We start from the raw sequence: 21,784 nt of genomic DNA on the forward strand, positions 1-21,784 counted from the left end.
ACAGTCACTCTGATTTATTTGGCGTTAAGCCGCCGTTATACCTGTGAGGCCTGAGAGCACTGTAGTACCCCGTGATATACCGGGCTATGGATGACCGTGCTTCCCCGAAGCTTTTGTAGCCCGTCGTCAGCACCCATTCACTCTTCAGACTTCGGAAGAACCGCTCCATCGGACTGTTATCACAGCCGTTTCCCCGCAGACTCATACTCTGTGTGATCCGGTAGCGCTACAACACCTACCGGTACTTACGGCTGGTATAATGGCTCCCTTGATCACTCGCCAGATGGCCGTCCTCGTAACGCCCATGCCATCTGAAGTGCTTTTATGGTGAGGTCTGAGTCTGGTGAATACGGTAACGACCAGCCCACCGGTTTGCGGGCGAACAGATCCAGCACTACGGCCAGATAAGCCCACCGCTTGCCCGTCCAGATGTAGGTCACATCGCCGCACCAGGCCTGGTCTGGCGCTGTGGCGGTAAACTGCCGAGCAAGAAGATTAGGGGTTCAACATGCTCATTGCCCCCTCGTTTGTATTTATGCCCCGGCATCTGACAACTGGAGATACCCAGTTCCTTCATCACCCGCCCGGCCAGCCATCGGCCGAGTTTTACGGCCTTCATAGTGACCATCGTGGCGATGCTTCTGACACCGGCGGAACCCCCACTGGCGATCCAGGCTTCACTGACCAAGAGACAGCGTTCGTACTGGACGCGCTGGAGCTGGCGCTGTGGGCCCGTCGGCCATCAGCCCCCCTTCATCACAGCGACAAAGGCTCATAGTACGTATCGCTGGCGTACACACAGCGGCTACAGGAGGCGGAGCTTCTAGCTTCAACGGGCAGTACGGGTGACTCTTATGATAATGCCATGGCCGAAAGTATCAACGGTCTGTACAAAACACCGACAGAGCTGGAGAAACTGGCAGGAAGTGGCGCTGGCCACACTGGCGTGGGTGGACTGGTACAACAATCGTCGGTTGCTTGAGCGGCTGGGTCACATCCCACCCGCTGAGGCAGAAAAAGTGTATTACGCTCCCATCGGGAACGAGGCTATGGCAGCCTGAACTCCCGGACTTAACGCTCTCCCACAAAACCGAGACGGTTCACTGGCTGACTTTTGGAAACACCCCTCGGACGTGGGGAAGACGCACTCGATGTTGCCGGACAGATAGGTGTGAGAGAAACACCCCCACGGACGTGGGGAAGACAATACCTGCGCTTGCTTTAATACTGCTAATTTAGAAACACCCCCACGGACGTGGGGAAGACTAACGCAGGCGTTTGAGATGGAGAAAGATAACAGAAACACCCCACGGACGTGGGGAAGACCCCATTATATTGTTAAAGAGCATACTAAACCAACTACATATTGTGGTTAACTTACTGCTCGAGTCGCTTTTCTATCACCAACTGCAGGCCATTGATCTCACAGAGCGTCTTAGTCGGTGATCCTATGGTATGGATCTGATATCCCGGTGTTCTAGCAATGCTTTTAAATATCACCACACCCGCTGCCGGTGAGCAGTGTTGATAAAGGTATTCGATCACTGTGTCAGCAACCGAATCCTTGATACCGGAAACGAAGGTATTTGGCCGCGGTTCAATAAACCAAAGTTTCATTCGTCCTCGAACTGCTGGAGGTAAATCGTTAGCTAGCACTATCAGCATCAATATTTGCCCCTCCAAGTAGCTGTGGTATATCTCTGGCTACACTCGCGAGCAAATTCAGTTCTATCACCCGCTCTCGAAAACGAGATGAAACCAGAGCCTTCTCATAACGACCCGCCATCTCACGCGTCAGGGAGAAGGCAAGATCGATACAGAGGTTCTCTTTATAAAGATCGGCCAGATCGTAGACGAAAGGCAGCGGGCTACCTGAGTGAATAAACCCCATGTGCGGGGAATAACCCATGGCATGCAACGCCGAGCAAAGGATGCCGTAGAGAGCAGCATTAGCTGAAGTGAGCACTCGGTTGGTTGTATCGCTAATTTCCATCTTTCCCGGAATATACTGACGCCCTCGCCAACCAACCCCATATTGCTGGGCCTTTTGCTGATATAGGGCGCGTACCCGGCTACCCTCCATGCCCATCATCTCCTTGAGGCTCTTACCTGCCAAATCCGCATCGGGAAAACGATAGGCAAACATGCGGCGAGCTACCTCAAGGGATGACTTTTTATTACAGGCTAGCCGCATCTGATGCTGGAGGTTGCGCGTACTTGCGGTGGGTAAAAAACCCGCCGCATAGAAGAGCAGACTATCCTCACCCACCCAACAGATAGCACAGTTGGCCGCTGCAGCCGTTTTAACAGCCTCATGAGTCAAGCTGGTTCCAGGGCCTAACAGGATGGCGTTGAGCGTCGCTACCGGTAAACGTACAACCTGCCCTTCGGCATCGAGCCACTTTAAGCTGCTATCATCAATCTCTAAGCGCCCGCGCTCTAGGTAGATAAAGGGGTATTTATCCTTAACCTGAGGTAGAGACTCCCGGGTGATCTTGACGAATAGACGCTGACCACGACTCATGGTTTAGCCCTCGTTTATTAGCGTCACCTGCCGATCCCGATAACGCTTATGCTGACCAAACTGCAGCGGAACATCGTTTAATGTCAGCAGTTCTCCCCCTTCAGTAGCACCCTGGACCACCATAAAGTCCTGGGTTCGTTGCTTCTGCTCGGCCAGATTGAGGGCGGCTGTCAGCGCATCATCCCGGTTGGCAAATTGTCCCTGAAAGATAAACTCGCTGGGCACGCAGGTTTTTCTGCCGAGGGAGAGATCCCAGACCGGATTTTGCAGAGCCAGGACGACCTCGGTTAACAGGCCAGCAGGAGTCTGGAGCAGTACGGCAAACGCCTGGTCTTGCAGGTAATAGCGGTAGGTCATCTTTGTGCCTCCCCCCACCGCTTTCTTTCCTTCACGGGTTTTGGGGATCAGCAGACTCTGCCAAGGGTCCCTGTCATCGTAACCACTGCCCACCATATGAAAATCGCGTAACAAAGGCTCTCGGGGCACGAGCGCCCCATTCTTGTCACGACGAGCAAAGCTGTGGACCTGCATATCAAGATCGGCAAATTGGGCAAGTAGGGATGTCTGAGGGCCACTCGCGCCCAAGGCGGCACAGACCACCCCGAGTACCCCGGACTTAGTTGGAAAAGGCAGGGTCTCACGTCGTCCAAAGCGGGAGTCGTGTCCCCAACTTTGTAGCGGCCCCTCCAGCCATAGCAACAGGTAAGGTTGACTCATGACTTACTCCACATGGTTTTGTAACTTAGCGATCAGGTGATCCACACTGAATGCCTCGTCCTCACCCCACTCATAATCTCCCAGCTTGCCAAACAGGCTGCCGGTGAGCGCCTCTTTCTTGCTGATATAGCCTTTGAGTGCTGCTACGCTGGGGACTAAAAAGCCACGACCAGCGGCTTTTACAGGTTCATCAAAGGGCACCTGCAAGCGCTGTCCTTTACGAACCAGCACCTTGGCAAACTCCCACGGGCTGGCGCCGGACTGGGTTGTCTGACGAGCCGCGGGAACCGCGACAAACAGCGCCTTGGTAAAGGCGGCGATGGCCTGTTTCAACTGGTCTTTATTGAGTTCATCCCCACCCATGGTGTCGGCGAGTTGCCCCAGATCCAGGCTGATATAGCGGTAGTAGGTAGCGGAGTTAAATTCCAGACTCCCCATGTGGGCCGAACCGGGCTCGTCTTGCCGATCATCCAGCGCGGTGAAGAACTCCACCTCATTGGCCACCTTGTGAGTCGAGATGGCATGGCTGAAAGAGGCGGCGGCTTCGACATTCATGTCTGCGGCCTTGGCAACCATGCGCCCAAAGAGAGCAATATCGAGCGCATCCAGGGCTGGGTTGAGTTTTTTTTTAGCCCGCTTAGCCAGCTCTTTATCTTTGATCTTGTTAGAATCGAACTCCTGCTCTCTAGCATAATCCGCTAAGGCTTCAGCCTCACTGTCGCTAATAAACAGCAAGGTATCATCGGCCAATAGCTCGGCAATCTTGCTCGCACACGCCTGAGCAGGCTCCTGTGCTGCACCCAGTTTGATGCAGTGTTCTGTGACAAGATCAGCGACCTTTTTAGTGCGAATACCCAGCTTAATACCAAACGCTTGCATGGCCAGACGCACCTGACGCTTCCAGCATTGGGAGCTAACCCTGGCGCGGGTGACGCCACCGACGACGGCCGTTTTGGGGGCTCCTACATCGTCCCGGTTCAGACACGTAACCGGAAAAGACTGCAGGATGTGAAACTCAATACGGGTATTTTTCAGCGCGTTATTCATGATGATTCCTTGTCAGAATAGAGGGAGTTCGATAAGGGGAACGACTTGCAACAGGCCACAGCCAAAGGCGCGGCCACGGCCCACTCCGTTGGCTACGCTCATGGCAAAACGTTCGGGGTCGGTCACGGTGAGATAACCGCTCAGGGTTGCCTGCTGCAGCGTGATAGCTCGCTCAGCGTTGCCCTTGAACTGGGCCACTCTCACGTCATCGACCTGAATACGCTCAGGGTCGATATAAAAGCCCCAGTTTGTGGCCGCGCGCTCAATAAACCAGTCGGCAATAGCCTCTCGCCCTTTCACTGGCTTGAGTTGACGGCTCTGGTTATCGCGTCTGGTCGGAGAGACGGTAACGGCAAAGCGGTAGTGACGATGCGCTAGAAAATCGTCAGGCAGCGGACGTGATTCAACCTCACCGTATTCACCGGTTTGAGGAAGGCGGTCCGAGAGCAGCAAGATCTGGCGACAACGGTGATCTCCCCCTTTATCGACCCATTGGATTCCGCTTGGTACGCTGGCCTGCTTTTGCATCTCTGAACGTACGTCCTCAAACAGTGTGTAAACCACCCGGTGTAGTGAGTAGAGGTCGGTCACTCGCAGCGCTTTCACTGCGGCCCGATCGAGGCGTAACACGCTGGCATAGAGGGTCATACTGTTATCTCCTTTTCCTGCCGGCCGTAGAACTGTTGAGCCCAGCGTGCTTTGGCGCGATCTGCACTGCGATGAAACCAGCGTAAGTCCACCAGCAGCGCCGCGTAATCGAGGGGTTGATTGACCCGACTCCGGATCAACGTCAACAACGGACGCAAAATGCGGCATACCTCTTCGGTATCGTCACAGGCAAGCAGGCGGCGTAGCCTGGCTTTGGCTTGATCGCTCTCGCGCCCCTCGCTAAAAGCGAGGGCTATCGCCTGCCCCAGTGGCAAGGTACCATTGCATGCCTGATCGCTGCGTGCCACGGCGGCGGCAATCAGGGCAAATGGCTGGCGCTCTTCGGCCCACTCCAGATTGATCCCGAAGGCGGCGAGGGTGTCCCAACTTTGATACTCGGTAGCAGGGTTATCGGCACGGCGCAGCCGGGCGGCAAATCCCTTGTCGTTTTGGCAGCGCTGACAGAGGTAGGCGACAAAATCCACCTCGCGACGCTGTGAGGCTTGCGGTTGCGTATTCATGATTGCTCCTGTTGCAAATAGGCGGAGAGGTTTGGCTTGGTTTTGGCCCAGGCATCCATCTGACGCGCCGTTTGATGGGGGCAAAACTGGTCAAATACCTGAGTGGTATAGCGGGCAAATTGACGGCGCAGCTGTTGTCGAGCCTTTACCTCATCACAACCATCGATCAGAGCCTGACTCTGACGCTCGCAGAGCTGCCAGAAAAGGTTGCTCGCCTGTTTGGCGAGCGACTCACCCTCCATCATCTGTGTCTTGTAATAGCCTATCACGCAGCCGTAAAGGGTCTTGGCCAGCCCATCTAACTGGCCTATCTCGGTTTGAAAACGGTTAAACCAGAGCGCGTTAACGTGGCTAGGAGAGAACCAGCAAAGCGACTCGACCATATCGTCTGAACCGGAGGCATATTGTTCACCGGCATTACTGCTGACCCTTAATCCCCCAGACCAGATAGCAAAGTGAGCTACCTGCTTTTTAGCTTTGCGCAAAGCCAGTTTAATCTGATAACAATCAAGCGATTTTCCTCCTTGATCGATAAAACCGAGCAGGCTGGTCAATTCGCGCCAAGGACGGCGCTCGGGGTCTGCCCAGCGCGCCTTGGGCTCCTTACCGCTAATATCGATCGCCACTGAAGGGTCGAAGACGCCCTCTTTGTAGTTGCCATGTGCAATACCTTCGGAGTAATGCAGTCCCTCATCGGCCAATAAGCAGAAGCGGCACAATGGAACCAACCGCCCCATCAGAGAGCCCTTGAGCTGTTTAGCAACTTGGCAATCCTCCCCCTCTGGCATCTTCTCCCAAGGCGCTATACCCAAGCCAGATGGATAAAGAGTGAGATCAGCAATTTCAGCCTCGGTAAAGAGGTTGAGCCAGATACTCTCTAGCAATGATGTGCCCAAACAGTAATTATGCAGTAAGCCCATATATGCAACAGAGGGGCCTGGCTTGCCCGTTGATGGCTTCCCTTTATCATTGCTCTTACCGGTGTAACCCGGTGTTAGCACTACGCTGTTGTCGGTCTTCTTCCCCCCAGCGCAAACCCCATCTGGGTGATCAACAGCAGCGCCCGCTCGCCATCATCGAGCGGCTGCTCAGCTTGCGACTGGGTCAACACCGTGGTATTGCCGGTCGCCACATCGGGCTGCACGGTGCCAAAACTCTTGATAGCGGCTTTGGCAATGGCAGGCATTTGAAGAAAAGGGGTCGGGCCGTAGAGATAGAAGCGATCGTGCCACTGGGCTAGATAGCGACAGACCCGCTCTGCCATGCCTTGCCAACCCAGTTGCTGCCACGCCGCCATATCTTTCGGTGTCGTCGCGGCTTGGGCGATAGCCTGCAGTAGCTTCAAAATGGCAGCCTTTTGCACCGGATTACCACCCAACATCCGGTATTCGGGGTGGGTGAAGATATCCTTAAGCCCGACCCGTCCTTTATCGGCCACCGGTATCCAGGGTTCGTCGATCAGATTGAAGCGATGTTCCACGGCTTACTCCTTGTATTGGGTAATGATGAGACCGATGTCATCCCGATAGCGATAAGAGAGGCGATCGCTTAAGGGAGCGGAGCACCCATCGACAGCATGTAATTGATGATCTGTAGCGACCAGGGCAATAGAAATAGCGGCGTCATCCTGATCCGGATGGCCGAGATACAGTACATGGCCCAGGCCTACGTTTTGGCACCAGAGCCGCTCCGCTGGCCGGGGCAGCTGGCTTAAACGGCAGCTGACTAGATGCTGGGTCACTCGTGCCGCACGGCCTCGCCACTCTGCTGGAGTAAGGCGATGTCCATGCCATGGAATAATGATCTGCTCACCATCGAGAAAGGTCAGGGTTGTAGCCTGATCGTGGTTGTTCAGAGATAGCCCCGACAGGAGCAACAAGTTACCGCTCTCTTGCTCGCTATAGCGGGTTTGTGCCTTGGCCTCGGGCAGGGTCTTGCCTCCTTTGGAGAGCGTAAGTCGCGCCAGCTGCCGAAGCGTATTAACCCCTTTACGCCGGTGCGAACCCTCAAAGAGCTCTCGTTTCCAGCGCACCATCGCGTCATCTTCGTCGCGTTCCCGATAGGTGGACTCCACCAGCGTACGGATATGGTCAGGCAAGGAGACCATCCCCTCCTTCACCTGCACAAGCCACACCTCTAAAGAACGACAAAGCAAATAAGGTGAGTAGACGTGGGCTGTTGCACCAAAGGCCTGATAGGGATCTTGGCGCGCTGTATCAAGGTCTGGGGCAAGGATCCAGGCCTCTCTACTGGCTTCTGGCGGCCTAGGTGTCTGTTCATGGCGCCAGAGGCGACCCAAACGCTGAAACAGCATATCGCTAGGCGCCATGCGGCTGACTAGAAAATCGGCATCAATATCAAGTGATTGCTCAAGCACCTGAGTGCCTATCAAAATGCGCCCTTGCTCCCTGCGAGCAGCTCTGCCCACTTTGCCATAGCAGCCAACCCAATGAGCCTCGTTTTTTTGCCGATGCAGTGCGGTAAACCGAGAGTGCAGTAGACCGCAGGCTACCCCCAGCTCTTGGGCTCTGGCAGCCAGATCGAGATAACGCTCCTGTGCCTCTGCTACCGTATTTTCAATCCACAGCACCTGCTGGCCTTGGGCCGCTCGCTTTAGCACTTCCTCTAATACAGTCTGATCCGCCATGGCCTTGCACTGCAGGTGAACTGCGCGGGATGCTTCCGGTGTCACCGGGAGCTCTTGCAACGGTGATGGCGTGATACCTGGTGATACCGAGATGAGCGGGTAGGCATCTCGCTGTGCCTGCTGCCCGAGCAACTCACTGCGGCGAGCCTGGCTTAACGTAGCGCTGAGAATAATCACAGTACAATGCAGGGTGCGAAGTAGTCGGATCAGCTCGTCGAGGATCACTCCGGTGTAAGCATCGTAACTGTGTACCTCATCGAGGATCACCACCTTGCCCGCCAGGCCAAAGGCCCTGACAAAACCGTGTTTGACGTTCATGGCGGCCATCAGTGCCTGATCGAGGGTACCCACGGCAAAGGGTGCCAGCAGGCCACGCTTGGCACTGTCAAACCAGCTGCGGCCGGGTTTACCCTCTTCGCCCCACTCCTGATTTACCAACCAGGCGCTGCCATGAAGCAGTAGGGAGTGACGGTGTGGACTCTCTTCGGTCAGGATCTGCTTGAGGTAGCCATTGAAGCGGTCTAACAGCTTGTTAGATGTCAGCTGAGTGGGCAGCGCAAAATAGATGCCTGTGGCCTTTCCCTCTTCCAACATCTTGTAGGCTGCATAGAGCGCCGCCTCGGTCTTACCAAGCCCCATGGGCGCTTCAAGCACATAAACACCGACGCCTTGGCTATGCTGGTGGAGAAGCTGCTGAGGCTCATTGGGTTGATAGGGAGTCCCATCCTCAGCAGTGAAAATATCACCAAAGGTCAGCCCATGACGTACCTGAGGCAATACAAACCCGGCATCATCTAATGCTTGCCCTATTCTGGGTTGCCAGGGGATGGCAGGATCTTCAAAGTGAGGACCAGAGCCAATCCAATCCGCTACGGTAGTCAGCCCTGCCAATATTCTGGCCTGCGCCGGCGTCGTGATAATGGGGATCGCTTCCCCCATTGCCCGTTGTAACGCCTCCACCAGCTTGCAGCGCTCTGTCTGCCAGGGCTCTCCTCCCAAAGGCGGCGCATCGGCCGTCAACATCACCTCGGGCGGATTAAAGCCGTGGTGCTGCCCAGCGATGCTAGGTACAAACGGGTTGATTGTGATTGCGGCGAGGGCCAACTCGCTGACGCCAGCATGGCCCCCCATTCACGCTCCTGTATTGCGCGAAATTGGGGCATTCGCTGTAACCAAGAGGAGTGATCCCCCTCCACCGCACACTGTAATTTGAGGAAAAATACGGGGCTGACCTTACCGATATCGTGAAGAGCGGCCTGGAGTGCACTCCCGGGTGGAAAGAGTGAGTGTCGAATCGTCGCGGGTATCCGCTCCAGCAAAGTTTTGGCCGTTTGCCCCACTATCTGACAGTGGTTAAACACACTCCGCCCCAGATGGGGTACGCCTTGCCGATCTTTATAGGTCTTAGCCGGACACAATTCAAAGGGGACAGCCGCGATCGCTGACTCCGTATCCGCCGCTTTGCGCCTTCGGTTTATCATATCGCAGTCGCCCTTTGTTTTATCACCTTAGCCATTATCTTCCCCCCACTGGCTCAGGGGCTGGACTACTGATGTCCTTGCTCCATGTTTTTTTAATCCCGCCACCATGGCGGCTATCACACTCTGACGTAACTCCGGTGGTGCCAGCACGTCGATCTCACCGCTAAAGCGCATCAGGTCACGCACCAGTTCGCGTTGATCGGCATAGGGAAAGCTCAGACGAATATGGCCGCTCTGCTCTAATGTCTGAATTTGATCTCGATGCCACTGCACATCTCTGACCCAAGGGGCCACGCTGGGATCAAAGCGTAGCTCGGCTTGCTGCAAGGTACTGCCTACAAAGATGCCATAGCCACTGGAAAAGAGTGCGTCCAGCTCCTGCGTCTCGCTGTCGTAGGCGGTCTCATCAAGCTCAAGGGGTTCGGTAATGCGGCTCAAAGCGAAGATGCGGAGTGCCTCTCGTTCGTGGCACCAGGCGAGCAAGTACCAGTTGTCCCGATACCAGCATAGGCGCTGGGGAGAAACGCACCGAATGTCGGCCTGATGCGAGGTTGCACGATAGTGGAGTTGGAGTCGATGCCTAGCAAACAGGGCCTGCACCAGGGGTAGGAAGAGTTCAGGTGCTACATACTGGCGCCCTATGCTCTCAACTCGCAGCCGGTCTGCCTGACCCTTCCACTGGGGGCCGAGTAATGTGCCGATGCGCTCCTGCAGTTGCGCCAGCCCCTGTTGGTGTAGTCCAGGCTGCACATCTTGTAGCAGACGATTGGCCATCAACAGGGCAAAGGCTTCTGATGCGGTAAACCAGACACCGGGTAAGGTAAATCGGCCATCATCGGTATCGTAACGATAACCTCGGGCGACCGGATCCCATAGGATTGGTGCCTGATAGCGGTCTCGCAACAATTCCAGTAACCGTTTGAAGGTACTGGCAGAACACTCAAGCCGCTCCAGAATGACTGAGCGTGGAACGGGGTAGCGAAAATCCAATAGTAATTGGTGTAATGCAATGGCTCGATTAAGTTGTTCCATCTCTTTTTAAATTATTGATAAATGTAAATTAGGGTAATACACCTCAAAGAAAAAAATTTATTGAGTCTCACAGATATCGGTAAGCCCGCGCATATATTTGTCTAATTGATTGATTTTGATATGTTCAATCCAACATTAAATACCGATTGATTTATGAACGAAAAACAGTTGCCGGCTCTGACTAACCAACTGGCCAACATCATCCCCCTTAGAATCTCAACCAGTTCGATCGCCTGCTGAGGAAAATCTGTGTCGAAGCGGCGCGACGCTCAAAGAGAGCCGATGCTGTCATGCGCAGCTGTCGCATGGCAGCACCGGCCGCGGGCTTCAGCTGATCCAATTGTTTATTTTGATAATATTTCTCTAAACGTTCGACAATATAGTCGTATCCTCGATAAGTCGGTGTTTCTAGCACTGGGTATCAATATCAAAGGCCAGAAAGCATTGTCGGGGATGTGGATAGCCGAAAATGAAGGCGCCGAATTCTGGCTAAGCGTGCTGACGGAGCTGAAGCATCACGGACTGAACGACGCTTTCATCGCTGGTATTGGCGGCCTAATACAGCGTATCCGTAGGAGCATATCCCATTATGTATCATGCATAGGGTGCACAACCGCCTGCGTTTTGCCTCCGGGAAAGAGTACAAGGCCGTCACCCGTGACCTGAAAGCTATCTACCAAGCTCCCACGGAAGATACAGGCTTGCAGGCGCTGGAAGCGCTCTCCAGCGACTGGAGCAACTGAGATCCGCAGATAAGACGCCGCGGGTAGGCCAACTGGGAGAACCTGACCACTTCCTTTTCCTACCCAGCGGACATCCACCTTGTGATCTACACGACCAATACCATCGAGTCGCTAAACAACGTGATCAGACACGCCATCAAAAAGCGTAAGGTGCTCCCGATGGATGACACAGTGAAAAAGGTGGTGTGGCTGGCAACCCAGGCGGCGTCACAGAAATGGACTATACCGCTGAGGGGCCGGCGCATGGCGATAAGTCGCTTTATTATCAAGTTCGGTGACCGCCTGGACGGTCATGTCTAAAAAAGGCATTTACACAGAATCGTGTGCAGGGTCTACCTCGCACCGAATCACCTGACGCAGCACACCATTTAAATCGACTCATTCTTGGCGGAGAATGGCACAAATATGGAACAAGGCGCAGATAACAGGAACCAATAAAACATAGTAACACCATGATTTAATTGATAAAAATTAAATAGAAGAATAAATCTATACACACTCCTATACATATTGGCAGGCGAGTTCATTTTTCATACAAATTAAAGAACAGAAAAAAACTTTTTTTGGGGAAAACTGTTCACACTATTCACAATGCCTTTTTTCAATTAATATTCAAACAGTTATGTGGTGAATGGTTGGTGAACAGTGAACACTTTACTGTTCACTGTTGCTACCATACAGAAAAATGGCCTTCTATTAAGTATGAAGGGGGGCACCTGTAGTGCTGACCAATCTTCTTACTCCCAATCTTATTCAACATCATTCATAATTGGCGATAGATATAAGTACTATTCTCATTTTTTCATTTAAATAGAAAAGTGTACCTGTATACCTTTGAGTCGACATTTAAAATTCCTGTGCGTAGATGACGACTGTATCATGTGCATCGATAACCGAAGCATTCTTATACAATACTTCCAACTCATCACGTGATAGTTCTCTAGAACCGACCTTTCCCCTATTAAATAGTTCTTCAAATAGCTCAGCAGAAAGAGATACTTCTTTTACTTTATCATATTCAAGTAATTCACCACCTTGCTTTCCTACTGATTTACAGTCATTTATTCTACAGATAGGTAGGTGTTCACCCGTGGAAATAAATTTTTGATCTGCATGTTGCAACCTGTCAGTTGGTCTCAAGAATCCTGCGCAACAAGGGAATCTATAAGTATTATCTCCTTTTTGAAGAGAACAAATATCATTTCCACACGTAAACTTTCTCATTTTATCTATTTGATCTCTCATTCTACTATCTGATATGTATAATTTTTTATCCTCCCATATTTTGTACTGAACAATGACCACACTTATCTTTCCTGACTTCTCATTATGCCGCTCATATATTATATCTGCGCCAGTAATATGCTCCGGTCTATCTGGATGTAGCACACGAAGCCTTAGATAATTACCATCGGGCAATTCAAAGTCTTTATAAGCATGCCCCTTAGATAATTCAGGAAGATTTCTCTCGGCATTATAAGCATCTCTAAAAATCAGTTGATTTTCAGAGTGTGATTTTATCTCCAGTTCAGATTTTGCTTTTAAAAGCTGAGCCAATCTCCTCTTGAGTTGATCGGATTTTTGTTTATCACCTCTATTTTTTCTAGCTATTGATATGAGTGATTCGTAATCTTCAATATCCGTCAAAACAAGTTCCAGCGCAGTAATAGGGAACTCATTTTTTATTGATCTGAGCTCAGCTTTTTGACGATATTCCTTAGTGGTATCACTCTCACGCTCCCGTCTTAAAAGACTATTGTCAGGGCCGAGTAGTTCAGGATAAAGAACCCCTCCCAAATCTAACGCATTGTCGTATGTAGATTTACTCATGCTACCTTTTGAAGCGATTTTTACCATGCCTCTTATTGCGTTCAGCGCTATCCACTCTTGGTTGATTCTGTCATCACCAGTATTCATCATTGTTCTCCTTAATCATTGAGTTTCTCGCAATCGATTCGAATAGGGTTACCATCAAGTAATTTAATAAACATTTCCCGTAAAGAAGTTGATTCGTTGACTATTGATATTGTCAAAAAAACATGTGACAAAATAAAAGCATTCCACGCCCCCCCCTCAACAAGAATCAAAATAATATTAATCATTTGATCAATTGATAGCAATTACTAGATGGCGATCCTCCGTTTCTCACCTTGCCGATTTAGACATAAAAAAAGACCAGCAATGCCGGTCCGGGTAGGTTATGTCGCGGTGGGCTCATCGCACTTCGGCAGCCAATCGGCGTTGCTTTCCTCCCTGAGCGCGAGATTGGTCTGCATGCCCTGATTTGTGCGCCGTTTATCGTAATTCAGACCGTACTCTTTGAGCATGGCTGAGAGCCCCTTGCCGAACATGGTTAGGCTGAGTGCGTTCCTGTAGCCATGGGCCTCCATGTACACCAGATAGGCGTGATACAGATACAGGCGCGGCTGTCGCGGGATGATATTCGCATTTCCCATATACATACCGTCAGGCTCGGGCAGTGCCTCCAGATAACCACAAAAATCAAACGTCGGGTCGGCGTCGCGCTTGATGCAGAGTGCCTCGTCGGAGTTCTGCTGCGACTGCAGCAGTGTGCGCGCGGTCATCGGGTCCCTGAACGTCTGCATGAGCTGGCGCACGATGACGACCAGCTCCCGGGCGATTTTATCCCTGAGCTGTGGCCGGTCGGGTTTTCTCCATGAGTTTTACGGCCAGCGCGGTCGCCGCTTTGCGGTCGGCCTCCGTTCCGGCCTCTGCGGCCGCAATCACCTTCGGGGCAACCGGCGGAAGGTTGCCGATCACCGCATTCACCTTATCGGCGGCCTCTACGGCCAACACACCGAACACCTTTTCGACCAGCCTGAGCCCGTCTCCTGAACCACACCGATTGCAGTACCACGTACCCCGCCCCTCCAGATCATCAAGGCGAAAGCGGTCGCTACGCGCATCACCACCACAAATCGGGCAGGGCTGATGGCGGTTTTTCCTTATCTTCATCCCCAGCGCCGATAAAATATGTAACCAGTGGCCGCGCGCCAGATTAACGGTGTCCGTAACGTTCATGTCCATTGTTGTTTTCTCCCTCAGTGCAATACCGGCGCGTTAATGTGACGGGCGCAGAGTTCATCCATCACGGCAATGCCGAGAAAGGACAGTGACGGGGCGGCCTTGAGTGGTCCGGCTTCCATTAAATCTTCCAGTAACGCACAGGCAATCTGGCGGCCCTTCTCCTCGCCGTGCTGGCGCAGGTAAAAGCCCTCCAGCTCGGTGGCAATGGCATTTTCCAGCGTATCGAGGGTGAATGCCTGATAGCGGTGCTGACGCGCGCACAGGGTCAGCCAGGCGCAGGCAACGGCACGGCGGTACAACGCGGCACGCAGGACAGGCGGTAATGGCGTAGTCATACATTGTCCTCCCCGGCAAGCCAATGCTGGTTACAGCGCTCGACCACGCTATTGAGCTGGGCGGTCATCAGGTATATCAGGGAGGTGAGCTGGAGATTTTGCTCCGGGTTACGTTGAACGGTTATACATGCCCGCTCTTGCATCAGTTCACCGACCAGTTGGCCAACATTGCGCAGGTGATCGAGGCATTCGAGGTCTTGCAAGGCGATAGTGGTATGCTTCATGCGTACACCCCCGTCACCGGCAGGCGACCGGCAAAGGACAGGACATACTCACGGGCAAGGGAGCGGCGGGCACTGCGTTCGTTATCAGCTACGGTGCGCAGCATACAGATAGGGGAATGACGATCGGCGCGGCGGACAGCGGCGAAGACAAAGACAAACTGCGGGTGTGACGGGGTGAGGATCGTAGCCATGATGGCAACCTCCAATAAGTAGCGGTAAATGCCACCACCGGAGTTCCTACGCTCATGGGTGGTGACCCGGACGGGGGTAGGAATACCGGCCTTATTGGAAACCGGCCAGCCCGAAGGCTGCCCCGCCCGGGCCACCATTATCTGACAAGGGCCATGGTGTAAGCACCACAGCCCAGAAAATGGGTATGCCTGAACAACGACGCAAAAAAAGACGCCTGGCGCGTCTGGTGTCGCCAATAAGTAACTCGGGTTCCTACGCCCGGCTGCCGATTTTGCGACAGCGGAAAAACTATACCCAAAAACGGCCAACAGACGCAAGCCAGAAAAAGGGGGAGTTTGCGGTGCGGGTATCATCATGCGTCGTAGCCCCGGTTACGGTCGGCGATACGATCGGCCATCCACGCGGTGATTTCTGACTGTACCCAGGCCACATTTTTACCGCCGAGCGAGATTTATTTCGGAAAGGCCTCGCGGCTGATGAGATCGTAAATGGTTGAGCGCGACAACCCGCAAAGGTGGATCACTTCGGGCAGGCGGATAAAGCGTTCCTGAACCGCATCAGGAGCCGACATCATCGGGGCGGCAGGGGCTGAGGACGGGGAAGAAAAAGCAGTGTGCATAGGGCTACCTCATAAAATCCATACAAGTCCGGTCGTGTCCGTCCGGCTTCAGGTAGCTCTCTATTTTGTGAATATTTTTACGTAGGGCAACAAGTCATTTTGTAGTGTACCACCACACAACAGAGCAATTTTCATACAAAAAATAATAACTGCCCGCCGTTGCACTCCATTGCACCACATTGACACTCCGTAGTACTGCATTTAGATGATTAACGGGTATTAATTAAGATATCTACCCGAAATAACTATAAATAATGAAAGGAGACTCATAGAGCAGAGCATCGTCAACGGTGAACAGTAGTGAACAGTCGGTGAATAGTTTTATCTCAACTGTTCACTGTTTAATTTACTGTATTACTTATCTTTTTCTTTATAGTGAATAGTAGTGAACAGTTATTTATAGAAAAACAAACAGAGAGAGAAGCTTATCCGACCCTTTCTCTGGCTAGCCCTCCTGATTGCCGTTCTGCCCGATTCTGTTTGTGCCATCCCTGCGACAACCGTGATCGCTCGTGTGGTTGTGTGGTGCGTTGCAGAATGATTTCACCTTGATAACGCAGCAGGAGAAGACCATGAAACCAACCACTCACCCCCAACAAGAGACGGCGATCCCCGCCGTGCTGGATAAGGCATTCCAAGTGCTGGATAGCGCCAAAACTCATCATCTGAATAACGTGCACCGGATGGATGAAATCCAGCATGCCATCGAGCAGGCCCAACAACAGAAAACCCGTCTGGAACAAACGGGCCTCGATGATACGCAAGCCTGGCGCGAGCAATTCCTGCGCAATGGTGCCGTGCTCACCGATGAGCTCAAGCAACAGCATATGGAGCGTGTCGCCCGCCGGGAGCTGATGCAAGAGTGTGAGAACGCTGCCGAGGTATTGGCTTATGAACTTGAGCAGGGAAAGGGCACATGTTGCAGCTCGGCGAAAGCCTACCGTGATGCACACTTTTCGCTGTTGAACGACTACGTGCAGCGCGAGTTTGAGACCACCCTGTCACAGGGAGCCCCTGCACTCATCCGGGCAATCAAGCTCAAAATTTTCGCCCTGCAACAACAACGCTATCGCGCTGGCCATCATGACATTGAGTCGGCCGAAAAAGAGGTTCTGGCAGAAATCAGTCGCTGGCTGAAAGCGCAAGTAGACCAATATGAGATCCGTTTGAACGATGAGCCGGTACTGTACAAAATAGGGTTATCGCCCAGCCCGTTCCCCCATATGGACTATGAGCTCGCCGCAACACCGGCACAGAGCATGCGTTTTTACGAAGAAATGCAGCAGCGTAAAGCCCAGCTTCAGGCGCGGGGGCTGATCGCATGATGCATTGTCCTTTTTGCGGTAAATCCGCCCATACCCGCAGCAGCCGATACTTATCGGATAACGTCAAACAGCGCTATCACCAGTGCACCAATGTTCACTGCTCGGCGACGTTCCGCACGCTGGAATCCATCGATGAAATTATCCATCAACCAGCCAAGCCGGTAACGGCAGAACGGCCAACACCACAGGCGGAGCCGCGCCGGGTATCCGGTTGCTATCGCTCTCCCTTTTCACATTAACCGAGAACACCAACATGACGACAACCCCATTACAAAAAGCGGCAATGACGTGCCAAGCGGCCAAAACACGTTGGCAGGATAGCCGTCAGGCATGGACCAAGGCGACGCTGGAGATGGCTAGCCTACAGGCCGATAGCAGCGGCAAGTCTGGCGATCGCCTGGCCTATCTGCGTGAATTGATCGCCGTGAAACAGTGGGAGATGAATCAACACGCCGATCGATACCTACATGCCCATGATGAACTGTTGCGTGTCAGTGTGCGTACGGAGCTGCGCAGCTTCATGCAACGTCACGGCACCGAGCTACTCAGTGCGCTGGCCCCAGAGTTAATGGGGCTGAATCATCAACCGGAACTGTTACGCACACGGGCCGCCGATCGGGCACTGGAATACCTGCGGGAAGCGCTGGCCGTCAGTATGGCCATCAGCCCGGCCATTGAGTACGCGGAGGCCAGTCGGGATATTTTAAACAGTGCGGGACTACGGCCAGAAACAGCCGCCCGGCAGGATGCCATCAGCCGTACGACGCCTGCCGAAAACCTGAAATTTATGCACCGAAAAATCGCACTGGAACAGCAGTGCCCGGCATAAAAAAATCGCCGTAAATCCCCGCATTTTTTCTCTAAAAAGCCATGCATGCATAGCGTGCATGGTTTTGCATGCATCCTTCGATCTTTTCTAACCCTCGCAGCGCCAGTCCTGGCGCCCCCTGCGCCGTCTCATGCATCTGCATTAAAAGCACCCCATGAAGCGGGCAGGCGAGGCGGGGAAAGCATTGCGCGCAAGTATAGTTGACCATTTAAATTTTTTGAGATAGAAAAGCTTATCCGAAGATACAATTGACTTTAGACTTAATAATCCAATTTTTTCGAGGGAGGATAATTGGTGCAGGATAACACTTCAATTTCTTTATACATTTCCATCGGTGGCTTCATCATATCTTGCCTGGGGTTTTTAAATACAATTCGACAGTCAAGATACAATAGAAAAATAGAACGATTAAGAATTTATGACAAAATTTATTTCGATGTTTGCGACTTACTAATATTTGATTATAAAATAAAGTCGCAGAAAACATACATATCAGAAGATAAAGATTTAGAACAAGCAGTCAATCAATTCAGTCAGTTGCACTGGATTGAGCAAATATATGGCCCGGATAGTTATGAATATATAGAATTCAAGAGTAAGTCAGACCAAGCCAGCTTTAGCAAAAAAGTATCAGAGGAATATTACAAATTTCAAAGAGAAAAAAACTCAGCATTATTAGGAAATCAATCACCAGTTATGTATACTGATAATGAAGAATTTAACAATCGATTTAAACGTGTTATGACGCATATTAAAGAGAACATATCGTTATTTAGCAAACCAATTAGATTGGAATGGGAAAAAACAACCTTAAGGGAACCCGAAGAAATAAAAATAGAGTATATCGCACTTGAGCGAGTCAACAATTACGCCTGTGAAGAACTGGAGGAAAAAATTGACGATCCCTACCTTAAAATATTTCTGTTGATAAGATATGAACACAGGCTGCTAAATAAGCAGAACACAGAAAAGTTATTGGATACTTTGTTCAATTTAAAATGGCATCTTTCAAAACCATTAAGAAAAATAAAGAGAAAAATATCTTGTAAATTTAAATCACCCTCAGAAGATTGATCCAAAGGCCTTAAAAAGGCCCTTGAATTGATCATAGTTCATTTCCTATTATTTCTACGCGATTTTTTTTGCGCCTTTTTAATTCGTTTTATCCTGGCTTTATTGTTTTTCCCATCTCTTGATTTTTCTTTTTCAGGGTAGTCTCCTGGAAGAATGGGGAATTGGTAATCATGACCATCAATTCTTTTAACATTATTAGGAGCTAAAGCTTGAAATTCATCTCTATCTCTTCGAGCTCTTTCGTAGTCATCCTCTGTCCACTGAGTTGAATCAATAAACACCATGTCTTCCCCTCCATTTCCCCCCATAGGTTCTGTGGCAACTCCTACTATATATTTCATATCTGGGGAAATTAGCTTTGCTGAAGCACAGTAAATAGAGAGGATTTTTTTTCGATATTTTCTATAATCATCATATGATGTGCAAAGTTCTGGCACCGGAACTACTAGCCAAACATACCCATTATCACTGTTACTAGGTGAGATCAAAACTCTAACATCTCTATGCCCATGAGGGATAGATGTGACTTTTTCAATTATTGCATTTGATAGTATACGCCTTGAAAACCTACTTTCGGATGCCATAATTCTTAGACCACGAGTCATGTCATCAAAAGAAAAATCCCCTTCAGACAATATTGTTCCACCAAGCATATGTTTCGCGAAATTTTCTATACAGGCGTCCCAAAAATAAGATTGAGAATTTAGTTCTTTCCCTCGAATAAATTGAGGAAGACTTTTTAGCGATCCATAGGCCCCCTCAACAATCAAAGCTGAAACTCCTTGTTCTATATAAAAACCCGGTTCACGCCCATCTTTAGCATTTATATAGTACCATGCTAAAAGTTCTTCTTCCCCCGCTGCCGAGTTTAGTCCTCCTGAAGCTATGAATTTTTCCTTCTTACTAAGATAATCTATAAAGTCAGCAATGGTATCAAGTTCAGAAAGTATAATATCTAAAGCAACATCATCAAAAACATGAACATAAGGTTTGTCAGCAATAGGCTGACCGATCATAAACGGAGTATCAAAATGTTGATTCCCCACTATGCGCGGGCATACAATCAAACTACCAGAACCACCAGAATGCTCTTGAAATTTTTTTGATGCATTCTTGGCGACAGCAATTCGATGAACGATGATTTCATCACACTTTGGCACTTTAATTGGAAAAGGGACATTACACTTAGCATCAAGAAATAACCTACCGGGTCTTTCTTTTAATGATGACTCAGCACCATAAAGTTGAACAGCGGATTTAATAACAGCCCTTTTAACCCAACGCCCCCAATCAACTTTTAAATTCCCTGAGTCCTTAAATGAAATATCTTTATCGGAAAATATTATGACATGATTTTCAAATACAACTAGAAGATCACAAAGCTCCTTCCCATCTCCCGATGCTGTCTTTTTTCCTTCATCAGTATAAACATTCGGATAACTCCATAAACTTAAGAAGGTTTTTTCACATAGCTTGGAAAGATATTTTTCAGAGTCATTTCCCCCGATATTTTTACTAATAACTTTTGAAGTTTGCATTTATTTCACCTGTATGTTATCAGCATACCACTGCATCATAAATCTACGTTTATCTAAATACTGGGCATGGTTATAAGTTCCTCGGATACTGTTTTTATCAACATGAGCTAGTTGCATTTCTATCCAAGTCGATTCAAAGCCATGTTCATGCAAAATAGTAGACATTGAATGTCTGAATCCGTGCCCAGTGGCCTTGCCACCATAGCCAATGCGTTTGATTACTTGATTTACACTTGCCTCACTCATTGGCTTATTCGGATCATTTCGTCCTGGAAAAACATAACGATAGTTCCCAGTCATAATTTTAAGTTCGTTAAGTAAATCTAACGCTTGAGTCGACAATGGCACAAGGTGCGCCCTACGCATTTTCATCCTTTCAGCAGGAATTTCCCAAATAGCGTTATCCAGATCAAACTCTGACCACAATGCCGCACGTAGTTCAATGGTTCTTACACCCGTAATCATCAGTAATTTAGTAGCGATCTGGACAAGCCGACTTCCTGTATAACTGTCTAAAGCACGCAGAAAATCGGGTATCTCATCAGCTTTCAGGAACGGAAAATGATTGGATTGATGTACTTCGAGGGCATTGGAGAGATCAGCCGCAGGATTGTACTCCGCCCTACCCGTTGCAATTGCGTAGCGAAACACTTCGGAGCAACGCTGCCGCATTTTCTCCAACGCACCACGTTTCTCAATTTTACGCAGAACGTTCAGCAGCTCTAGCGGTTTAATCTCTCCCACTGGCCTTGTTCCGACATAAGGAAAAATATCGTTCTTAAACGCTTCCATGATGTCAGAGGCATATCCTGCCGACCATTTAGCCGATTTAAGTTGATGCCACTCTCTGGCTATCTTTTCGAAGGCGTTCTCTGACTCTGTTTGCAGAGCCAGCTTTTGCTCTTTTCGAACCTCGCTAGGGTTCTTTCCTTCCGCCACAAGTTTTCTAGCTTCATCACGACGGGAACGCGCATCGGCAAGTGTTATGGTTGGATAAACACCAAGGGAGATCATTTTGGGTTTACCGGCAAAACGATAACGGAACCGCCAGCTCTTGCTTCCATTAGGTTCTATAAGCAAAGACAGCCCTTGCCCATCTCCAAGTGTATAGGCTTTAGCTTCAGGCTTAGCACGGCGAATCTGCATATCGTTTAAAGGCATGTGTATAGGAATCCAGACCGAACAGGAACATATACACAATCCTATACACATTCAGTACCGGATTCTACTGGATGGTTAC

General features: G+C 50.5%; 21 protein-coding genes and 5 pseudogenes. 6 read left to right on the forward strand and 20 right to left on the reverse strand.

What is annotated here, in order from left to right; translation table 11 throughout:
- Window positions 1-4 precede the first annotated feature (4 nt).
- Window positions 5-688: pseudogene (locus QY76_RS16230) on the reverse strand (IS3 family transposase); the annotation flags it as partial.
- A 3-nt stretch (window positions 689-691) separates the two neighbouring features.
- On the opposite strand from QY76_RS16230, the pseudogene QY76_RS18550 reads away from it, so the two are divergent.
- Window positions 692-1,061 (forward strand): annotated as a pseudogene (locus tag QY76_RS18550) (integrase core domain-containing protein); the annotation flags it as partial.
- Window positions 1,062-1,377: 316 nt separating this feature from the next.
- Here the strand turns inward: QY76_RS18550 and cas2e are convergent.
- The 10 genes from cas2e to QY76_RS16270 all read right to left on the reverse strand — a co-directional run bounded on the left by cas2e (window position 1,378) and on the right by QY76_RS16270 (window position 10,617).
- Complete coding sequence (gene cas2e, locus QY76_RS18325; RefSeq protein ID WP_235439428.1) at window positions 1,378-1,617, reverse strand: type I-E CRISPR-associated endoribonuclease Cas2e; 240 nt, start codon at window positions 1,615-1,617, stop codon at window positions 1,378-1,380.
- 28 nt (window positions 1,618-1,645) lie between these two features.
- A complete protein-coding gene (cas1e, locus tag QY76_RS16235; RefSeq protein ID WP_034165905.1) occupies window positions 1,646-2,524 on the reverse strand; it encodes a type I-E CRISPR-associated endonuclease Cas1e in 879 nt (292 codons plus the stop codon).
- Between the two features lie 3 nt (window positions 2,525-2,527).
- Complete coding sequence (cas5e, locus tag QY76_RS16240; protein ID WP_045425028.1) at window positions 2,528-3,241, reverse strand: type I-E CRISPR-associated protein Cas5/CasD; 714 nt, start codon at window positions 3,239-3,241, stop codon at window positions 2,528-2,530.
- Window positions 3,242-3,244: 3 nt separating this feature from the next.
- Entirely contained in the window at window positions 3,245-4,288 is a 1,044-nt protein-coding gene (gene cas7e / locus QY76_RS16245; protein WP_045425029.1) for a type I-E CRISPR-associated protein Cas7/Cse4/CasC, read from the reverse strand.
- Between the two features lie 12 nt (window positions 4,289-4,300).
- Complete coding sequence (cas6e, locus tag QY76_RS16250) at window positions 4,301-4,936, reverse strand: type I-E CRISPR-associated protein Cas6/Cse3/CasE (protein ID WP_034165908.1); 636 nt, start codon at window positions 4,934-4,936, stop codon at window positions 4,301-4,303.
- A complete protein-coding gene (gene casB / locus QY76_RS16255; RefSeq protein WP_034165909.1) occupies window positions 4,933-5,457 on the reverse strand; it encodes a type I-E CRISPR-associated protein Cse2/CasB in 525 nt (174 codons plus the stop codon). The genes cas6e and casB overlap by 4 nt, the downstream gene beginning before the upstream one ends.
- Complete coding sequence (casA, locus tag QY76_RS16260) at window positions 5,454-6,377, reverse strand: type I-E CRISPR-associated protein Cse1/CasA (protein WP_371200896.1); 924 nt, start codon at window positions 6,375-6,377, stop codon at window positions 5,454-5,456. The genes casB and casA (QY76_RS16260) overlap by 4 nt, the downstream gene beginning before the upstream one ends.
- Before the next feature lie 80 nt (window positions 6,378-6,457).
- On the reverse strand, window positions 6,458-6,937 hold the full coding sequence (gene casA / locus QY76_RS19640) for a type I-E CRISPR-associated protein Cse1/CasA (protein ID WP_256379279.1): 480 nt from the start codon (window positions 6,935-6,937) through the stop codon (window positions 6,458-6,460).
- 3 nt (window positions 6,938-6,940) lie between these two features.
- On the reverse strand, window positions 6,941-9,235 hold the full coding sequence (gene cas3 / locus QY76_RS16265) for a CRISPR-associated helicase Cas3' (protein ID WP_235439429.1): 2,295 nt from the start codon (window positions 9,233-9,235) through the stop codon (window positions 6,941-6,943).
- Window positions 9,236-9,612: 377 nt separating this feature from the next.
- Window positions 9,613-10,617, reverse strand: coding sequence for a YafY family protein (locus tag QY76_RS16270; protein ID WP_045425040.1), 1,005 nt, complete (start codon window positions 10,615-10,617; stop codon window positions 9,613-9,615).
- 249 nt (window positions 10,618-10,866) lie between these two features.
- Here QY76_RS16270 and QY76_RS18555 point away from each other — a divergent pair.
- Window positions 10,867-11,660 (forward strand): annotated as a pseudogene (locus QY76_RS18555) (transposase); the annotation flags it as partial.
- Window positions 11,661-12,206: 546 nt separating this feature from the next.
- Here the strand turns inward: QY76_RS18555 and QY76_RS16285 are convergent.
- The 7 genes and pseudogenes from QY76_RS16285 to QY76_RS18340 form a co-directional block, all read right to left on the reverse strand.
- A complete protein-coding gene (locus QY76_RS16285; protein WP_200901074.1) occupies window positions 12,207-13,280 on the reverse strand; it encodes a hypothetical protein in 1,074 nt (357 codons plus the stop codon).
- 278 nt (window positions 13,281-13,558) lie between these two features.
- Window positions 13,559-14,020 (reverse strand): annotated as a pseudogene (locus QY76_RS19765) (winged helix-turn-helix domain-containing protein); the annotation flags it as partial.
- Window positions 14,004-14,408, reverse strand: coding sequence for a primase-helicase zinc-binding domain-containing protein (locus QY76_RS19770; protein ID WP_371200899.1), 405 nt, complete (start codon window positions 14,406-14,408; stop codon window positions 14,004-14,006). The pseudogene QY76_RS19765 and the gene QY76_RS19770, both read right to left, overlap by 17 nt.
- A gap of 14 nt (window positions 14,409-14,422) precedes the next feature.
- Window positions 14,423-14,743, reverse strand: a complete 321-nt coding sequence (locus QY76_RS16300) for a DUF5375 domain-containing protein (protein ID WP_034166063.1) — start codon at window positions 14,741-14,743, stop codon at window positions 14,423-14,425.
- The gene (locus QY76_RS16305) at window positions 14,740-14,967 is read right to left on the reverse strand and encodes a hypothetical protein (protein ID WP_034166062.1); all 228 of its coding nucleotides are present in this window, start codon (window positions 14,965-14,967) and stop codon (window positions 14,740-14,742) included. The genes QY76_RS16300 and QY76_RS16305 overlap by 4 nt, the downstream gene beginning before the upstream one ends.
- Entirely contained in the window at window positions 14,964-15,515 is a 552-nt protein-coding gene (locus QY76_RS18335; RefSeq protein WP_045425043.1) for a host cell division inhibitor Icd-like protein, read from the reverse strand. Before QY76_RS18335 ends, QY76_RS16305 begins: the two co-directional genes overlap by 4 nt.
- Window positions 15,512-15,778, reverse strand: a pseudogene (locus QY76_RS18340) (helix-turn-helix transcriptional regulator). The gene QY76_RS18335 and the pseudogene QY76_RS18340 overlap by 4 nt, the downstream one beginning before the upstream one ends.
- A gap of 572 nt (window positions 15,779-16,350) precedes the next feature.
- Here QY76_RS18340 and QY76_RS16315 point away from each other — a divergent pair.
- The 4 genes from QY76_RS16315 (at window position 16,351) to QY76_RS16325 (ending at window position 19,006) form a co-directional block, all read left to right on the forward strand.
- Entirely contained in the window at window positions 16,351-17,103 is a 753-nt protein-coding gene (locus tag QY76_RS16315) for a hypothetical protein (RefSeq protein ID WP_045425045.1), read from the forward strand.
- Window positions 17,100-17,342, forward strand: coding sequence for an ogr/Delta-like zinc finger family protein (locus QY76_RS18345; protein ID WP_071818543.1), 243 nt, complete (start codon window positions 17,100-17,102; stop codon window positions 17,340-17,342). Before QY76_RS16315 ends, QY76_RS18345 begins: the two co-directional genes overlap by 4 nt.
- A gap of 14 nt (window positions 17,343-17,356) precedes the next feature.
- Window positions 17,357-17,932 carry a phage polarity suppression protein gene (locus QY76_RS16320; protein WP_045425047.1) on the forward strand — a complete coding sequence of 192 codons (576 nt, stop codon included), beginning with the start codon at window positions 17,357-17,359 and terminating at the stop codon, window positions 17,930-17,932.
- Window positions 17,933-18,226: 294 nt separating this feature from the next.
- Complete coding sequence (locus QY76_RS16325) at window positions 18,227-19,006, forward strand: hypothetical protein (RefSeq protein ID WP_045425049.1); 780 nt, start codon at window positions 18,227-18,229, stop codon at window positions 19,004-19,006.
- Between the two features lie 38 nt (window positions 19,007-19,044).
- Here QY76_RS16325 and QY76_RS18350 read toward each other — a convergent pair whose 3' ends face one another.
- Window positions 19,045-20,544: a hypothetical protein gene (locus QY76_RS18350; RefSeq protein WP_071844207.1), complete on the reverse strand. Its 1,500-nt coding sequence runs from the start codon at window positions 20,542-20,544 to the stop codon at window positions 19,045-19,047.
- A complete protein-coding gene (locus QY76_RS16330) occupies window positions 20,545-21,705 on the reverse strand; it encodes an integrase arm-type DNA-binding domain-containing protein (protein ID WP_045425051.1) in 1,161 nt (386 codons plus the stop codon).
- Window positions 21,706-21,784: the final 79 nt, after the last annotated feature.

This window comes from Edwardsiella sp. EA181011 (genome assembly GCF_000800725.1).
GTDB classification, from domain to species: domain Bacteria; phylum Pseudomonadota; class Gammaproteobacteria; order Enterobacterales; family Enterobacteriaceae; genus Edwardsiella; species Edwardsiella anguillarum.

Bases quoted from the DNA above. Each gene is read 5' to 3' on its own strand.
- cas2e (WP_235439428.1), bottom strand. From the start codon at position 1,617: ATGAAACTTTGGTTTATTGAACCGCGGCCAAATACCTTCGTTTCCGGT.
- cas1e (WP_034165905.1), bottom strand. From the start codon at position 2,524: ATGAGTCGTGGTCAGCGTCTATTCGTCAAGATCACCCGGGAGTCTCTA.
- cas5e (WP_045425028.1), bottom strand. From the start codon at position 3,241: ATGAGTCAACCTTACCTGTTGCTATGGCTGGAGGGGCCGCTACAAAGT.
- cas7e (WP_045425029.1), bottom strand. From the start codon at position 4,288: ATGAATAACGCGCTGAAAAATACCCGTATTGAGTTTCACATCCTGCAG.
- cas6e (WP_034165908.1), bottom strand. From the start codon at position 4,936: ATGACCCTCTATGCCAGCGTGTTACGCCTCGATCGGGCCGCAGTGAAA.
- casB (WP_034165909.1), bottom strand. From the start codon at position 5,457: ATGAATACGCAACCGCAAGCCTCACAGCGTCGCGAGGTGGATTTTGTC.
- casA (WP_371200896.1), bottom strand. From the start codon at position 6,377: ATGGGCTTACTGCATAATTACTGTTTGGGCACATCATTGCTAGAGAGT.
- cas3 (WP_235439429.1), bottom strand. From the start codon at position 9,235: ATGGGGGGCCATGCTGGCGTCAGCGAGTTGGCCCTCGCCGCAATCACA.
- QY76_RS16270 (WP_045425040.1), bottom strand. From the start codon at position 10,617: ATGGAACAACTTAATCGAGCCATTGCATTACACCAATTACTATTGGAT.
- QY76_RS16285 (WP_200901074.1), bottom strand. From the start codon at position 13,280: ATGATGAATACTGGTGATGACAGAATCAACCAAGAGTGGATAGCGCTG.
- QY76_RS19770 (WP_371200899.1), bottom strand. From the start codon at position 14,408: ATGGACATGAACGTTACGGACACCGTTAATCTGGCGCGCGGCCACTGG.
- QY76_RS16300 (WP_034166063.1), bottom strand. From the start codon at position 14,743: ATGACTACGCCATTACCGCCTGTCCTGCGTGCCGCGTTGTACCGCCGT.
- QY76_RS16305 (WP_034166062.1), bottom strand. From the start codon at position 14,967: ATGAAGCATACCACTATCGCCTTGCAAGACCTCGAATGCCTCGATCAC.
- QY76_RS18335 (WP_045425043.1), bottom strand. From the start codon at position 15,515: ATGATGATACCCGCACCGCAAACTCCCCCTTTTTCTGGCTTGCGTCTG.
- QY76_RS16315 (WP_045425045.1), top strand. From the start codon at position 16,351: ATGAAACCAACCACTCACCCCCAACAAGAGACGGCGATCCCCGCCGTG.
- QY76_RS18345 (WP_071818543.1), top strand. From the start codon at position 17,100: ATGATGCATTGTCCTTTTTGCGGTAAATCCGCCCATACCCGCAGCAGC.
- QY76_RS16320 (WP_045425047.1), top strand. From the start codon at position 17,357: ATGACGACAACCCCATTACAAAAAGCGGCAATGACGTGCCAAGCGGCC.
- QY76_RS18350 (WP_071844207.1), bottom strand. From the start codon at position 20,544: ATGCAAACTTCAAAAGTTATTAGTAAAAATATCGGGGGAAATGACTCT.
- QY76_RS16330 (WP_045425051.1), bottom strand. From the start codon at position 21,705: ATGCCTTTAAACGATATGCAGATTCGCCGTGCTAAGCCTGAAGCTAAA.